Genomic DNA, 15877 nt, shown 5'->3' with positions numbered 1-15877 from the left:
CCTCGGAAATTTACTGGGTTGCTTTCTTGCCGTCTACCAGAACGGTATAGGGTTTAAATTCACTTGTGGTGAATTCAGCAAGGGGATGATTTTTCTTTTTCCCTTTTACTGTCTCAACCGCTTTGACAATATTTATTGTCAGGTCATCCTCACAATAGCTTTCACCTTCCAGGTAGGCGGTTTGATAGCGGGTAGCATCTGAATCGCCAAATGGCTCCACGTTCAGCGTGTCTTTTTGCAAAATTTTCCCGTTTTTATCAGATACATTTACGGTAATCTCCAGATTACCTATTGCTTCATCGTCAGCGCTGCCGTTATCCAGCGTAAATTGTGCGCTGCATGCTCCTTGTCCCGCCCATACCGTATCGGTATGTCGGATTTCTATTGCGTGGACATTTCCGATAACTGCCAGAGTGATTACCAAAGATAATATCGGTACTTTGTATAAACCAGACATACATCCCCTCCCTATTTAATAATTAAGCAGGAACAGTAAGTAACAAACTCCATAAACCAAAAATGGAATCATCTATTGCCACTCTAAACATTGTCGTGCAAAAGTCATACTATCGTCTGGAAAAGACTCGGGGATTTTTTTCGTACTCTCTATTTTTATCAGTACGTCAGATGAATATTTATCAGCCAATTTATCCCATGTACATTGGCAGACAGTTTTTGACGCTCCGCCTTTAATACATCCTCCGATAAATTCCCCTTTAAGATTACTGACCTCGTCACCACATGCTGTCAGTAATAAACATACCGAGAATAGATAATATCTTTTCTTTAAAAACATAAAAATAACTACCTCAGTATCAGTGATATACCTAGCGCAGAGCCACAAACCAGGCCTATAAGTTGAGGACCACATAACCAAAACAAACGGATACCTATCAGGTTAAAAATACCACCGGAGGTATAAACGGCATCCGGATGGGCGAAGTTTCGCACGACTTGTCCAAGTAGTGCGCCAAGCCAACCTAATGCAGTTCCAATTACCCCAGCTAATATCAGAGCACCGGTTCCCGCGCCCAATACCATGGCCGAGTTATTATGCGTTACAAAAAAAACGGATACGCCAAGTGAGGCTATACCCCACAATAGTGTTGCCAGTGAAAAACCGCGTACTGAAGAATGCTCATTTGCTGTCATAACCGTCTGTTTCCTTATAAAAACAATAAAATAGCCAGGGAATGTTTGCTCAGATGATGAACATTATTCCAGGTTCTTATCGCCAAGCTCTTGCTTCCTTTTAATTACTTTCATGTCAGATTGCTTGAGCTAACTACTGTTATCGGCGACGAATACATTTTCTATGATCGTTTATACAGATCAATTATCAGATATTGATCGTTATAAGCGATCGAATGCGAATGTTGATATTTTGTATAACGGAGGGAAGCTAAAACTAACGGTAAGCGGACCAGTTACTGAAACAGGCAAAGAACACATAATCCTCAATTTGTGAAAACAGAATAGGGTGGTGCTCCCTCCAGTGCTGAATGAAGTCATCAATACCATCTGCCGCTTTCCCTGCCAGACAGAGAATGTCATTCGCGCCATATCCGTTAATCAGGCCATGCCAGCTGATTAATGTCAGTTGTTCTGATGCGCCGGGGGTGATGCAGGATAGTGTTAGCTGTTGCAGGGCGTGGCTTAGCTCATCCTGCTGCATGCGGTTGCACTCGCTTAGCAGAATGTCGGTCAGTGGATGAAGTGGGTTAACAGTTTGGATTTCCCCAGGTGGATAAGACGCATCCAGGTATCGGCCGTTTGGCACTATGCAACTGTTATCCGCCACTCCCCTGGCTGGAAGCAAAAACTGTGGGGCTACAATTGTGTTGTATCCCCCATGCAACGTAGCGCTTGTCAGGCATAACTGATGAAAGGCCCGTACTTCCTTCCTGATAAGGCCATAGCGAATGGAAAGGCGCGAGCAGTCATTAAGCCAGCGCTGGCAGGTTTGCAACCATATTTGAAGTGCCTGCTGTGGCCCAGTATTATTCATCACTATTGCCCTCACCGCACTGCTTTCTGGCGATATCAATAGTCGCGTGCTCGATGAATGCATCGCGTTTTTCAACTTCAGTTGTGTAGATGCTGCGTCCACAGCATGGGCAGGTCTTTTTCCCGTGGTACCGGTAATCACACATGACGCAGATGTAGTCTTTGGGCTGTGGGGAGTTAGGCATATCGGTAACTTGCAAAATCCCGGCTACGGTGGGTTGTTTCGCTGATACTGGTGCAATGTAATAACAGCATTGCAATAAGCCATCAGTATCCGATTGTTCCAGATCATGCTTAAAGAAACGTCCTTCAGTATGGGTGGTGCAGAGTAATAACGGGTTGCCACATGATCGACAATAAAACTTATCAGTGGTTCGTATAGGCAGAAAATCAATACTGAATGGTTTGCCATGTTCATTCTCAGCAAAATATATTTTATCAAATTTCATCTTGGTCACCGTAAATAGATTTATCTGACAGAGAAACCAAAAGTTGGTTTGCTCTCATGTTATTTCTTTTCCTTGTTAAAATTTATTCCATCGAACCACCCATTTGTTTTCTTTTTTTTCATGAGGAAGATGGTTGGAGTCCGCCGGAAAGATACCGGCGTGTAAATAAAAAATGTTGAGAATTGAATGATGGGGTTACTGTCTGGATATATATATTGCTTGTTAGCGCTGGCTGCACCCAAATGAGCGATATCCGTCCTCCGTGCTTTTGGTGGCTAATTTAGCCATGTAGCTTACCCGATAGATAAGCTGTCTTCTGTTCTCCTGAAACCTAATTGGATCTCCACTATTGAGGTAGCAATATGGATTTTCAGGAAGATGTGTCAGACTCTCACCTGCTTTCAGGTTCAGTCCTAATGCACTGGCCCACGCATTTACTATCATTGATGCCAGGTTATCATTACTTCGATAATTCCCCGGATAAGCGTAGGTATCCTTGTTTAATAAAATCAGTACATGATAATGCCATTTCTTGATAATGACAGATGACGGGTTAAATTCACGAACCCAAACATATCTCATCGTACAGGGATGTACCCGCGCATTCCGGCTTCTTCTGGCAATATCGGCTCTGATATGTGCTTTCAGTGAATCAATAAAACGGGAGATAACTGCTGCATCGGTTCTTCCTGCTATTGCATCCTGACCATAAATTGCATTTTGTTGAATTTTAGGTAAGTGAAGATCGAATCGTAAAGCAAACGTCCTCGGATGCTCTGCTACTGAACGGTCTATGACTTCAATTATTTTATCAAGGTAGTCATAATTCAATGAACCATGATTGTGGTTAAGCTCATACATAAATCACCCTTTGGCTATTATTTATTGATAGTGATGGGATGCTTACAGCGATAGCTATCAACTGTGTGATGGAATGTTTACCACCAGTCGAGTGATATCTTTCGATAGGGTTTACTTGTGTGGTTATCAGTGTTGTTAGCGTTATTACTCTATTTAATATATTAACAAACCGACCTGGCAGATAACTGCGAATCACACTAAAGCTATCCCCTGCGTTTGTGAAAAGATAAATATTGGCTTAATTTTTTTGTTTGAACTACTCTGGAGTTAGTAATGAAGAAAATATTGATGAAAAGATATTACCCTCTAGATTCTCTGACCCGTTCCATCAACCATTCCACGACTTCTTTCTTGAACCAGCGGGAGCTTCTTCCGATTTTTATCTGCTTGGGAAATTTCCCTTCACTTATCAGTTTATAGAAGTATTTGTCTGTCATTTTGGTGTAAGCGGTGATGAATTGCATATCGACCATTTCGTTATCATTAAGAAGATCGTTCATGGCGTGATCTCGTATCAGGTTTATGGGAATGAGCAGCCGTGTTTTCTGGTCAACGGTACTGCTCACCTCATACTTCTGATGGATAAAAAATTACAGAAAGGTTATACATTTCCCCTTGTTCTACGGTTATCACCGTGTACAGATTATGAGTGGATAATTAGGCGTATTTACTGGGGTAAGTGTAAGTTGTATACTTTCTTGATATTATCTTGTATTATTTTAAATAACTAACTTGTATGTTTTAAGTGAGGTTTTATGAATTTTTTTGAAAAAGATTTTAATTTTATTTATTTAAAAAAAGAAGAGTTGGTGAAAATATCAAATTTATTAAAAATAGAAAAAAGGATTACTTTATTGCAAAGTAATTATTGTCTCTATTATTTTAATCGTGATAATGGTTTCTTCTGTGATTTACTAGATGATGCTAAAAAAGAAATTGGCACAATTTTTTCCGAAGCAATCTCTTTTGATGAGCACAAAGAAAATATAAAAATAATTAGATCTGAATTTAGTCCATTATTAGAGAATAAATCAAAATTGCTTGACTCTCTTTTGCTTCATTACCATAAATTGAAATCTAAGAACTCATCTCTTTACTCTCTTCGATTCTCCTTCTCATTAAATGACAGAACATCCGAATCGTCAAAAATACAGAATGCAGAAACTATAAAAACTGCGTATGCCAGAATTGTAGATTACTTGAGAAAATTTCTTAATTTCTCCAGACAAAAAGTATTGCTAAAGAAGATAGTTGGGTATTTTTGGGTAATATTGAGAGACTATAATGGGTTGCCATATATTCATATTAACTTCTATCTTTCTGATGGTGAATTTAATTCAGGATTAGCACTTGAAATTAAACAGCTTTGGGAGAATATTACAAATGGTTCTGGCTGCTCACTAATATTTGAAATTTCGAAAAACTATGGAAATAATGAAGTTTATAACGATAAGGTTTCTAACTTATATTCAATAAGATCACCCATGTTGTCGAATAATAAAAAACATCAAGTCCATAACGATTTCAATAGAACGGAAAGTTTGATTTATAAATACGATTGCTTGGCAGAGGACACGGAGAAATACGAACGTTACCTTACTTGTATTGCAAGAGAGAGTTATCCTGTTTATACTCTTAACTCCATAATCAAACGGGAAAGTATGGTGGAATCAACTAAAGAATCAGATTCTGTCGAGGAGATTCCGCACAATAAAAAAGAAAAAAGCAAGAGAAAACTAGATAAGTTCCGTGGATATTCTGTGTCGCAGATAAAAAACAAATAAAAAAATCATAAACCTATATCACCAATATGAACTCTATCCCCGGCCATTCGCTGGGGCTTTTTTTTCATTTAACCTAAATGGTGATATATGGATCAAAGTACGTCTTTCAAAAATTTTTCCCGTTGGCTGGATATGCTGTATGACCACGCCATTCAGGGAATTCCCGGTATGGATTCGGCACAAAAATTGGCGGACAACTATCGGAAGGCATTTCCCACTAAGAACGATGCAGTAGCGAACTTGATTCGCTGGGAGTCAGTAAAAGCTGCGACCAGCGGGTTTATTACCGGACTGGGTGGTATTACTGTTCTCCCCGTCACATTACCCGCCAGTCTGACTGGATTGCTGTTTATTCAGATTCGCATGATCGCTGCTATTGCGATTATTGGTGGTTACAGCGTTTACGATATTCGTACTCGTAACTTTATTTATATCTGTCTGGGGACCAGTGCCGTGAAAGAAACGTTGAGGTTAGGTGGCGGACATTTATTATCCCGTCTGTCAAATAAGGACGTTCAGGAAATCAGTAAATTAGTGACGACAAAGTTGGTTGGTCAATTAGCAACAGGACGACTTTTAGGAACTGCTCCCCGATATACTCCGCTGCTTGGTGGTTTTGTCAGTGGTGGTTTGGATTGGCTTACCGTTCGCACCACTGGTGAATTTGCTCGTCGTGTATTTTTACCTAAATAATTCAACTATCCGCACCACTATTTGGTAATTCATCAATACGTTTTTCAAATGTTTTTTCATATCTAAAAAGGAATCACTATGTCATGCAGTCAATTGGCAGGCGGCGTTGCGTCCAGAGAGCAACGTATCATCCGTCAGGCGCTCTTCCTGCTGGAAAAGCGCGTGCGTAAAAATGCACGTCAGTTCATAACGTCGGAGGACACCAAAAACTGGCTGATGTTGGAACTCAGCGCTTTAGAGCGAGAAGTGTTTATGGTGCTGTATCTGGATAACCAGCACCGTCTGATAGAAAAGGAAATCACCGCGCTGGGTACCATTAACAATACCGAAGTGCATCCGCGCGAAATCCTCAAGTCGGCGCTGCGTCATAATGCCGCCGCTGTGATCGTGGCGCATAACCATCCGTCCGGCTATGCCGAACCCAGTGAGGCCGATCGACATATTACAGACAGGCTGAAAGAAGTGCTGTCACAGCTTGATATCCGGGTACTCGACCATCTGGTGATCGGCGGGACCGATGTAGTGTCGTTTGCCGAACGCGGCTGGCTGTAGCGCCACGATACTTTTCACCAACATTCACCTCAGTTTTATCTCTCTCCTATATAAAGGAAAAACCATGTCTGACAACTCCATACCGGCACCCGGCGTGCCGGGTAATACCGTATTGCCGCCGGTTAACATCTGGCAGAGATTATTGAGTCATCTGCTGGAAAAGCAGTCGCCGTTTATTACGGCGGTGGATATTCTCCGTGCTAGACGCGCCACTGGATTAATGCAAGCCGCTAAAGATTGCGAGCCGCTTTCCTGAATTGCCTGCCTGACGTTTCTTCTTCCTTTCCCTGTTGCATAATGCACCTGCCACTTTTGGTTGGCGCGTTTGCTTTTATGTACGGAATACAAACTATGCAAACTGAACCCGAGGTATTGACCGAACACACCGCTCTGATGTGTTCGACCAGCATCGAGCGCATCGTTGCCGGGCGTGACGCTGCTCTGCAACAGATAGAGCAGCTTATCCATCAGTTACAGTCTGTTTCTCTGCTTACGTCCGATATTGGCGGCGGCACAGTCGAAGACTGGGCGCTGAAGCAGGGACATCGTTATGACTGTTGGCTGATGGAAGCTCCGGACAAGGCAATGCAGGCCATCACCCGCACGCTGGATCGCAATATCTGGCGCGACCTGATGCACAAATCCGGCATGTTGTCGCTGATGGACGCCGAAGCCCGCAGCCAGTGGCATAAAAATCTGGATGAGGGCGACCTACCGCCGATCAACGAAGCCAATATCCTCAGCACTTTTAAGCAGCTTCACCAGAGCAAGCAGGAAGTGTTCGAACGCGGGATAATCAACGTATTCAAAGGGCTGTCATGGGATTACAAGACTAATCACCCCTGTTACTTTGGCAAGAAGATTATCATCAGCAATCTGGTGACACACCACCGCTGGGGCTTTGGCTTGAACTGGGGCTGGCGACGCGATCAGCTGGCCGATCTGGAGCGTATGCTGTATCTGCTGGATGGCAAGCCCATACCCGATAACCGTGGCGATATCACTATTCGGCTGATGGACCATATCCGCGATAATCCGCATCAGCAGGCCTATGAAGATGAGTTCTTCAGCATTCGTTATTTTCAGAAAGGCACCGGGCATCTCACCTTCAAGCGCCCCGATCTGATCGACCAGATGAACGACATCATCGCCAGACACTATCCGGGGATGCTGGCGGCGAGGTGATTACCGAACGCACGCATTTTCACCGCACTTTCTTTTCCTTAACTCTTCTCTGGAATACTTTTCATGAAAACGTCACTTTCTTCCGAAGGTGGTATCTACCACATTCATCATATTGCCGACGCCCCGCAGGAGAACTGGTTGCGGCTTTGCCGCGATGTTACCCGGGCGCATCGTTTCATTCGTCAGAGGCCGGAAACCGCAGGATATTGTCATCTGACGATTTGCGAAATGGCGGGGAATACGCCGCTACGTTATGACGACAGTTTAATTGGGCTTGGCGTTATTGCCTTTAACGGCTATAGGGCGGCACAACAGGCGGGAGATCCGTTTCTACTGTGCCGTTTACGCCGGGCTTTAAATCACGTACGATGCCTGACATATGGTCATCCCTATGGATTTCTGGTCAGAGTGGTTTTGCTGCTGGCGAATCATCACTGCCCGAATACATGGAGGATCGACGCGGATGTACCGCTCGACCAGTGGCAACAGTCGCTGGATTGGATCGCGGAATATCTGACATTACCGCTTTCTGTGCCTGATAACATTAAAACGACGCTATAGCGTAAAAAGCGCTTCACGTATATCCCATTGACATATCCCAATAACGTTCTATGCTACCTATAGCGCAAAATTTATCCAAGGAGAGCATCATGGAAAAAACCACGGTATTCAAAAGCAACCGCAGCCAGGCGGTACGACTCCCTAAAGCCGTTGCACTGCCCGATGATGTGAAGCAGGTCGATATCGTCGCTATCGGTCGCACGCGTATTATCACTCCGGCGGGTGAAAGCTGGGACAGTTGGTTTGAAGGGGCAAGCGTCACCTCTGACTTCATGAGCAACCGGGAGCAGCCTGATGAACAGATCAGGGAAGAACTGTAATGCTCAAATATCTGCTTGATACCAATATCTGTATTTACACCATCAAGAACAAACCGCAGGAGGTCAGGGCGGCTTTTTACCGCTATTACGGGCAATTTGCCATCAGTTCAATCACGCTGATGGAGTTGATTTATGGTGCGGAAAAATCGGTTAATCCTGAAAAGAATCTGGCTGTGGTCGAAGGTTTTTCCGCGCGTCTGGAAGTGTTGGAGTATGGTGTTAATGCTGCTGTCCATACCGGTCAGATTCGCGCTGAACTGGCTGGAAAAGGAACGCCTGTCGGTCCGTATGATGCTATGCTGGCTGGACATGCTCGTTCGGCGGGCTTGATACTGGTAACGAATAACGTTCGCGAATTTGGACGCGTACCCGGGCTGCGAGTGGAAAACTGGGTCGGTGGAGTGGCTGGCAATAGCTAAACATGCTCTGATTCAAGCAGGGAGGGTAACGAAAACTAAGCGGCTAGTGATTTATTGAAAAATGGCGAGGTTTGATCTGCTGTCACCGCATGAGTATTATGCAGGCTGCAATTCAACATCTGGCATTGCTATTTGAGATTGTAGCGAACGGTCAGGGTAGGGAATGAAGCAATGTGGGCTGTGGGTACAAATGAGGGCATATGTCCGTTTTGATTGAAAATAAATCATTTAAATTCAATGATAAGGATGTGTTTTTCAAGTCCCGCCCCGGCACCATCGATTTAAATTAATAAAAACAGCTAGTTATATAGTGATGTTATGCCACCGCAAGGTGGTTTTTTTGTGCCTAAGCTATCCTTTCACCATATTTTCGCCATATTCTGACGGTCGGCTAATTTTGATTAATCTGCGATCTATTGACACAACAATGACACGTTAACTTTGTGCCGCCACTTACGCTTCTTCTATGCTCAAACTTGGATCGACCATGTATGAGCATCGTCGCTGCTTCGATAAATAACATCATTGGTTACTGTAACGCGCTCTGCTACCACGGTAAGTTGCAACCCAAACGAGGCGCTGAAAAAAAGACGCTTTTCCCGACAATAGGTTATCTGCATATCGATGGTAAAGTGGAGTGGAGAATGCCCATCCAGAGCTGGAACTTGGCATTGTCACAGTTAGCCATTTATTTTATCGGGCGACTGAATAACGTGATTATGTTGTAATGGTTTCATCGTGACACAGAATTCTGAACGCTCCGCTCTGCTGTCAAGGCGCTTTACAGGACATAAGCTCGCAAGGAACCCAAGTTTATGCGCTATCTCGTACTACCCCTCATGATTTTCATTTTGACTGGATGTCAGGCATTTAACACCTTTAATAAATATGCCAACCTGCGTCTTTACGAAGTCTATAAAATTGACGACGTCTCTGCCTGCGACTACAAACCTGAGTTCAACGAATGCACAGACGGCAAACGAACATTCAATCTAAAAATTTCGGACGACAAAAGCAAAGTCGCGTTAGTCACGCAGAATAAGTACGCTTACTTCGGCTTCACTCGTGACGATTATCAAAAACAAACGCAGCCGCTGCGCGATTTCTTGCTATGGGCAAAACAGCCAAAAGCTAAAGACCAAAAAATGACTATGCTACGCAAGCAGGGAAATGTTGCTGGTACACTGTTTGAAAATGCAGAGGTTGAATACCAATTTGATTACCTGCACTCCCGTTCAGATGTCCAACTACTGGTGATTAAACCTCATGAAAAAGCCAGTGCATATGCCATGACAATAGAAGAGGTCAAGAATCTATTATCTGTACTGGATGCGTGGTATGCCGGCACATTTACCGGACAACAGTTGACCAATTAAAGCAATATTGCCAGATAATGTATGTATTATCTGGCAATAGAATCAGAATTTTTGGAATCGTGAATCGAAGGTCTTGCAGTTCTTTATTGCAAGATCGGTGACGGGTCTACGATCATAGAATCCTTTATCCGTCTTGAAAACCTCGTAGACCGCCAGGTGTCGAGGCGAATATGGGCTGACTAAAACACCGGTGACATAATAGTAATTCCCGATAACCGGTTTAAAGGTAATGGTATGAGCAGTGCCGTTCGCCGCGATCATTCTCACTGCAATATTCCCTTTGGCACTCACCCAAAATTCACGCTTCATCGGTGATGACTCTGGGATTTCAGGAAAGCCCAGCTCTTTATTGTTCAGCTTGGTTTGAAAACCAATGGCGTTATTGGTGTAGCCATTGTCAGGTGCATCCAGATTGATACATTCATTGGTGTTTGGATAAACGCGAATGTAATCAAGATTTCGGTTATCAAAAGTCATTCCGACACGATCGCTTCCCTGATAATCCTCTAGCTTATGACTATAGGTCGCAACAGAACATCCGCTCAGCCCCCCACAGAACAGCCCTATCCACATCAATCTTATAAGCATAGTTTTCCGACATGTAAGATGAAAAGAAACACAACATACTGATAAGATACATGAATATTATTCGAGAATACAATAATCTCGTTCGAGTTCGGTGGCACGATTTTCAGTATTCACGGAGATGTCCACCTGCAAAAAATAAGTGGATACTTAATCTACAGAGCCTGATGAAGTAAACCAGAACCAGACGGTGCCTGAGTTGACGCTTATCTTTTGCCAATCTTTGATGTCTTGGTGCTCTATTAGAGGGGCATGTTGTCGCCAAGCCTTTATATTTCGCTGTTCGATCAGTTGCAAAATACCCGTTTTAACCGCCAGCCAGTTCAACCATGCTTCGTCAGTATCGGGTTGTGGCATGACTGAGAGTGAAGCATCAATGCGCGAAGCTAATTAGATGTCTTTATTATTCCAAAGCCGTAATCACTTTTTTTGCGAGATATGTGCAGATATGGCATTGAAAAAACTACTCTCCAGCGATTTTCAGATCGTGATAAATGTATTTCTTGTAGCTATCAAGCAAGGTTTTATCCTGACAGTCATCCAACATGCCGCTGCATAAATGACGCATCTGGATATTTGCCTGGTAAAACGGTGAGATATTGAGCCTTGCTCGTTCCAGAATAATTCCGCCGATAAAAGAGATATCAGTAAGTTCTCCGGTTTTGATGTGCTGGCCGGATGTCAGATTATCCCTCAGGGTAAACTGGCTAATATAAGCAGGATTGTTCTGTTTGATACGATATTGGTTGAAACCGATACCCGGTTGGTGGTCGCCGAAATAAAGAAACATCATTGGCCGTTCATTTTCGGCAACGTAGTGAGAAAACTCTTTTATTGCTGCATCCGACGCGGTTATCTTTTCGACGTAGTGGCTGAACTTACCCGCTGTTCCCGGATTACTGATATGTTCATTTAAATTGAAATCATCTTTATGACCGTCATCGTAAGGCCCATGCTCGGCCATCGTCAGCACATAGACAAAAATGGGTTTGTCCGTTTTTTGGCCAATAAGGGTTTTAACGTATTTCAATACGTCATGCGTCGGAATATTCCATAAATTCTCACTTAGACGGCCCGGATACCCTAATTCTTGCGGCTGAATAATACGATCGACGCCCAGCGTTTGGTAAGCATGTCCGGCGTGGTAGGCCGATTTGTTGAACGGCGTCAGAACGACCGTGTAATAGCCGTTGGCTTTCATTTCCTGGAACAGACTGGCGGCAATATGGTCAATCACGGTGTAGAACACGGCGTTCTTGCGAGAACCAAAATCGTCAGGGTTGAGGCCGGTTAGCACCGAGAATTCGGATAACCATGTTCCACCGCCAAAGGTGTGTACCCGCATTAAACTTTGCGCACTGACATGGTCGTCATGCTGAAAAGTAAACAGCGGCGGGATGACTGACTGGTCTGGCAGTTGATAAATCAGCGGATTGACGGTGGATTCATGCAGCAGTACCACAATATCCGGCCTGATGTCGCTTTGTGTGGCGGGTAACGTGACGGTTTGGGCTTTTTCCAGAAAATAGGCCGATGTACCGGGATACTGCGGCGGCTGATAGTATGAATCGCTGGCGGACATGATGATATTGGTCAGGGTGCCGGTACCTTTTGGCAGCGTTTCTTCCCAGATACGGTGACAACGGTCTGTTATGTTGGTGATTCCGAACAGACAAATCGGAATCAGAACGACAGCGGCAAGACGATACGGCGTTTTCCTCGTTACGGGGTGACAACGCCAGGACAGAACCGCATTCAACAGCAGCCAGAGTAATAGCGCTATCATCGCCACGCCAGCCAACCAGTAATGCGCCAGCGTTTCGGCATTGGCCGAATCAAATATCAGATAAAAGTCGGGGAATAGTAGCTTTTCTTTATAGTAATGTATTTTTATCTGGTCGATGAGTTTTAGTGTTATAAATAAACTAGACGACAAAACAAGAGAAAATAGCCAGCGCCTGGACGTTGTAAATACGGCAGAGACAATAAAAATATAAGATAATACAGAAATAATAACCGGATAAATGTGTTTGCTGTTATTCGCTACAATGATAAATGAAGCGATAATAACAATAAAAAAATAACAAAATAAAACCCTTGTTCTACTCATGAGTAAACTCGCTGAAAAATTACGGCCATAGCGTTCCTTCGCGTCAGATAAAGACACGAAAAATATAAAAATGACGAGCGATTACGCGACGCTATTCCTTTATGAAAGAAGGTAATTGATTAAAACCATGCAATCTATCCGTCGCCGAGCTCAGTTTTAGCGCGTCGGCATTGCCTTAACCGCACACTGTGTTGATCGTTCAGTTTTATTCTTTTATCGCTGGCGGTAATTTATCGAAATCCCGTAGCCTGTCTTTAGTGTATGGATCGCCGATCCAGCGTTCAGCCGCCTTGAAATCAGGATTGACAAGGCTTTTTTCCGGTTCGTAAAAGTCATGGCTCAAGCCTGCCAGATCCGCCCAGGTATGAATCAGATCGGTGATGCTGTATTTCCGGTCGGTATAGCGCACATATTGGCGGGGATGGTTTTTTTGCCACTCCGGCGACTGCCACAAAATAAACGGGATGGTATACATGGCGCGGGTGGGGGCGCCTTCATTGCGGCCCAGCACATTATGCGGCGGGGTTTCATACACATCCTCGCCGTGGTCGGAAAAATAGAGCAGAAAACCGTTGGGTTGATGACGGGCAAAGGTTTCAATCAGACTGCTGACAACAAAATCGTTATACAGCACGGCATTGTCATAACTGTTATAGACTTCCGCCTCTGGATCGCTTAATGAGGCGGGAACGCCATTCCGGTCGTGAAAATCACCAAAATTTTCAGGGTAGCGGTACAGGTATTTCATGTGCGTTCCCAGCAGGTGAACCACAATAAATTTTCTCTCTGCCGGATCACGCAGAACCTCATCAAACGGTGCTAACACCACATCGTCATACTGCCGGGAACTTTGTGTCCGCTGGTTATTCAGATAAAACTGCCGGTCGGTTTGCTGCGAGAACACCGTCAGCATGGTGTTACGTTTGGTGATGGTTTGCTGATTGGTGATCCAGAACGTCTTGTATCCGGCCTGTTTCATCATGTTCATCAGCGAGGGTTGGGTAAGGTAACGATCCGGCTGTTGCTGATCGGCAAAGGTCAGCGCCTGCTGTAACAGTTCGATGGTATAGGGGCGCGGCGCGATGACGTCATTAAATACAATCAGGTTGGGATCGGTTTTGTGTAATGCATCAAGGCGGGGCGTGGTGGTTCGGGGATAGCCGTACAGGCTCATGCGGGTTCGGGTGGTGGATTCGCCGATGACCAGCACCAGCGTGCGGGGAATATCGCCGTTGGCGTCTTTCAGATTCGGCAGCGGCGGCAACGCGGCGTTCTGTTGCAGTATGGATTCCATACTGGCGAGCTGGTGCCGGTATTCCAGATAGCTGCCGACAAATTGCCACGGCGCGGTGGTGCCCATGCGTCCGGCCAGGTAGGCAATGGCTTCTTCTCCCGACTGATGGTGTTTTATCATCTTGTTGCAGACAGGAACGCCAAACAGCACCGTGAGGATCAGCAGGGAGACAGAAAAGCGGTAACGCAGCGGCAGATAGACCGGGCGTATACGCGTCCACAGATAAACGGCGATGACAGTATAGAGCAGGATAGCCGCAATCAGCTTGAAGCTGACATACTGGCTGGCATATTCTCCCGCCTCTTTCGTGTTGGACTCGAATATAACGAACAATACGCTTTGGGAGAATTCCTGCCCGTATATCAGATAATAGCCCAGCGCGATGCTGGCTGTGGCCCAAAGCAGTATACCCAGAACAGCGGTAATCAAGCGTATTCGGGAAGGAAATGTGAATGCGGGAATTAGCCATAGCAGGCTGTATAGCAGTGCATCGCGCAGTCCGTTGAATCCGCTATGTCCGCTAAATGAAATAATCAGTTGCAGCGTGCATGAGAAATACCAGAAAAAAAGCAAAAGCCATAGCATGGAAGGCCATGAAAATTGTTTCTGAATAAAAGACGAACTCATTTTTTATTATTCCTGTCGGAAATTAATCAATGTTTCCATTAATAGCTGTAAAAACGGCTATTGCTTTATCGCGTAACATGAATGTTTATTAAGATGACAGCGTTATGCCATATTGGTTATTCAGCATCTTTTCAAAATTAAAGAATCGTCTCGATAGCTGTTGTCTGGCGAAAAAATCCGAGTAATACACCAGAGGAAATAAATTCGCACATCCCAGATTATCAATAATAACCAGGTCGCCTTCATTCTCATTTTTCAATCGGTACATGATGTTATACGGTTTCAGCGTCATGGTGACGATGGCATATTTTTTTGTCCACAGCACCATGCGGTGATAGGCCAATTTGATATCTGCTTTATGTTTTTTATAAAGTGCATTGTCGGTGATATAGTGCTCCAGCGTTTTGGACACGTCGCCGGTATAATCTCTGACAAGATCAAAAACATAGCCTGTTCCAAGATTGGTTTTAACCATTCCGTGATAGTGCGATATGACAGGAACGGTAAATACCTTATTGGCTATCCGCTGGTAATATTTAATTTCCCTGATGGTTTCGCAGTTATATTCACCGTTCAAATGCACTTTTATACATTTGTCCTGCATTAATGGATGGCGATAACATGCCCGGTGCCGCCCCTGCGATATTAACAGCGGGCGATTCAAGTCAATGATGGTCATTAGATATAATGAATCCCGTAGTGCAAAAACATGCGTTGTCTGCACTTATTCAACTGGTCCAGCCATGACCAACGGCACTTAATAGCGAGAAGACCGAGACTCATCTGGGTGAAATCAGGCTATACCCACCCCTTCTCGCCAAAGAGAATAATTAACTAAAAACATTCGGTTACATCAGAATTCGGAAAGATCTTACCCATGATTCTGATCAAAAGATAATCGTTTTGATAGATCGATTCGATCCTATCGATCGGCGTTACCGATCGAACGCGCTCTGAGTAAGCGTTCACGTAACGGCATGAAAATCAAGTAGGTCGGTAGTCCGGCCAGTAATCAAAGCAGACGAAGAAGATATATTTGTCAATCACAGCCTGA

19 protein-coding genes and 1 pseudogene are annotated in these 15877 nt (G+C 44.3%); 10 read left to right on the top strand and 10 right to left on the bottom strand.

The window, feature by feature from the left end; translation table 11 throughout:
- Positions 1-10: 10 nt before the first annotated feature.
- The 6 genes from B4923_RS05320 to B4923_RS05295 form a co-directional block, all read right to left on the bottom strand.
- Positions 11-457, bottom strand: a complete 447-nt coding sequence (locus B4923_RS05320) for an IrmA family protein (protein ID WP_109053326.1) — start codon at positions 455-457, stop codon at positions 11-13.
- Positions 458-804: 347 nt separating this feature from the next.
- Positions 805-1152 carry a hypothetical protein gene (locus B4923_RS05315; protein ID WP_109053325.1) on the bottom strand — a complete coding sequence of 116 codons (348 nt, stop codon included), beginning with the start codon at positions 1150-1152 and terminating at the stop codon, positions 805-807.
- Between the two features lie 256 nt (positions 1153-1408).
- Complete coding sequence (locus B4923_RS05310) at positions 1409-1780, bottom strand: hypothetical protein (protein WP_170116008.1); 372 nt, start codon at positions 1778-1780, stop codon at positions 1409-1411.
- A gap of 220 nt (positions 1781-2000) precedes the next feature.
- The gene (locus B4923_RS05305) at positions 2001-2456 is read right to left on the bottom strand and encodes a putative zinc ribbon protein (protein WP_109053323.1); all 456 of its coding nucleotides are present in this window, start codon (positions 2454-2456) and stop codon (positions 2001-2003) included.
- A 222-nt stretch (positions 2457-2678) separates the two neighbouring features.
- Entirely contained in the window at positions 2679-3317 is a 639-nt protein-coding gene (locus tag B4923_RS05300; RefSeq protein ID WP_109053322.1) for an inovirus Gp2 family protein, read from the bottom strand.
- Between the two features lie 299 nt (positions 3318-3616).
- Positions 3617-3817: a helix-turn-helix transcriptional regulator gene (locus B4923_RS05295; protein ID WP_109053440.1), complete on the bottom strand. Its 201-nt coding sequence runs from the start codon at positions 3815-3817 to the stop codon at positions 3617-3619.
- Positions 3818-4072: 255 nt separating this feature from the next.
- On the opposite strand from B4923_RS05295, the gene B4923_RS05290 reads away from it, so the two are divergent.
- The 10 genes and pseudogenes from B4923_RS05290 (at position 4073) to B4923_RS05250 (ending at position 10207) form a co-directional block, all read left to right on the top strand.
- Positions 4073-5101 (top strand): hypothetical protein, encoded by a 1029-nt coding sequence (locus tag B4923_RS05290; RefSeq protein ID WP_109053321.1) that lies wholly within the window; start codon positions 4073-4075, stop codon positions 5099-5101.
- An 87-nt stretch (positions 5102-5188) separates the two neighbouring features.
- A complete protein-coding gene (locus B4923_RS05285; protein ID WP_109053320.1) occupies positions 5189-5794 on the top strand; it encodes an EcsC family protein in 606 nt (201 codons plus the stop codon).
- 78 nt (positions 5795-5872) lie between these two features.
- Positions 5873-6346, top strand: a complete 474-nt coding sequence (gene radC / locus B4923_RS05280) for a RadC family protein (protein ID WP_109053319.1) — start codon at positions 5873-5875, stop codon at positions 6344-6346.
- A gap of 64 nt (positions 6347-6410) precedes the next feature.
- Complete coding sequence (locus B4923_RS05275) at positions 6411-6602, top strand: TA system toxin CbtA family protein (protein WP_109053318.1); 192 nt, start codon at positions 6411-6413, stop codon at positions 6600-6602.
- Between the two features lie 95 nt (positions 6603-6697).
- Positions 6698-7531: a DUF4942 domain-containing protein gene (locus B4923_RS05270; protein WP_109053317.1), complete on the top strand. Its 834-nt coding sequence runs from the start codon at positions 6698-6700 to the stop codon at positions 7529-7531.
- A gap of 63 nt (positions 7532-7594) precedes the next feature.
- Positions 7595-8092 carry a hypothetical protein gene (locus tag B4923_RS05265; protein WP_109053316.1) on the top strand — a complete coding sequence of 166 codons (498 nt, stop codon included), beginning with the start codon at positions 7595-7597 and terminating at the stop codon, positions 8090-8092.
- Between the two features lie 89 nt (positions 8093-8181).
- Entirely contained in the window at positions 8182-8412 is a 231-nt protein-coding gene (gene vapB, locus B4923_RS05260; protein WP_109053315.1) for a type II toxin-antitoxin system VapB family antitoxin, read from the top strand.
- Entirely contained in the window at positions 8412-8831 is a 420-nt protein-coding gene (gene vapC, locus B4923_RS05255; RefSeq protein WP_109053314.1) for a type II toxin-antitoxin system tRNA(fMet)-specific endonuclease VapC, read from the top strand. The genes vapB and vapC overlap by 1 nt, the downstream gene beginning before the upstream one ends.
- A 484-nt stretch (positions 8832-9315) precedes the next feature.
- A pseudogene (locus tag B4923_RS21055) lies at positions 9316-9470 on the top strand (hypothetical protein); the annotation flags it as partial.
- Positions 9471-9646: 176 nt separating this feature from the next.
- Complete coding sequence (locus B4923_RS05250) at positions 9647-10207, top strand: hypothetical protein (protein WP_109053313.1); 561 nt, start codon at positions 9647-9649, stop codon at positions 10205-10207.
- A 42-nt stretch (positions 10208-10249) separates the two neighbouring features.
- Here the strand turns inward: B4923_RS05250 and B4923_RS05245 are convergent, their stop codons facing one another.
- The 4 genes from B4923_RS05245 to B4923_RS05230 form a co-directional block, all read right to left on the bottom strand.
- Positions 10250-10795, bottom strand: a complete 546-nt coding sequence (locus B4923_RS05245; protein ID WP_109053312.1) for a hypothetical protein — start codon at positions 10793-10795, stop codon at positions 10250-10252.
- Between the two features lie 460 nt (positions 10796-11255).
- On the bottom strand, positions 11256-12902 hold the full coding sequence (locus B4923_RS05240) for an LTA synthase family protein (protein WP_109053311.1): 1647 nt from the start codon (positions 12900-12902) through the stop codon (positions 11256-11258).
- Positions 12903-13107: 205 nt separating this feature from the next.
- The gene (cptA, locus tag B4923_RS05235; protein ID WP_109053310.1) at positions 13108-14823 is read right to left on the bottom strand and encodes a phosphoethanolamine transferase CptA; all 1716 of its coding nucleotides are present in this window, start codon (positions 14821-14823) and stop codon (positions 13108-13110) included.
- 88 nt (positions 14824-14911) lie between these two features.
- Complete coding sequence (locus B4923_RS05230; RefSeq protein ID WP_109053309.1) at positions 14912-15502, bottom strand: YrbL family protein; 591 nt, start codon at positions 15500-15502, stop codon at positions 14912-14914.
- Positions 15503-15877: the final 375 nt, after the last annotated feature.

The organism is Brenneria roseae subsp. americana, assembly GCF_003115815.1.
Lineage (GTDB): Bacteria > Pseudomonadota > Gammaproteobacteria > Enterobacterales > Enterobacteriaceae > Brenneria > Brenneria roseae.
The sequence above is the reverse complement of the archived record's forward strand: the minus strand, read 5'-3'. Positions and strand labels throughout refer to the sequence as shown.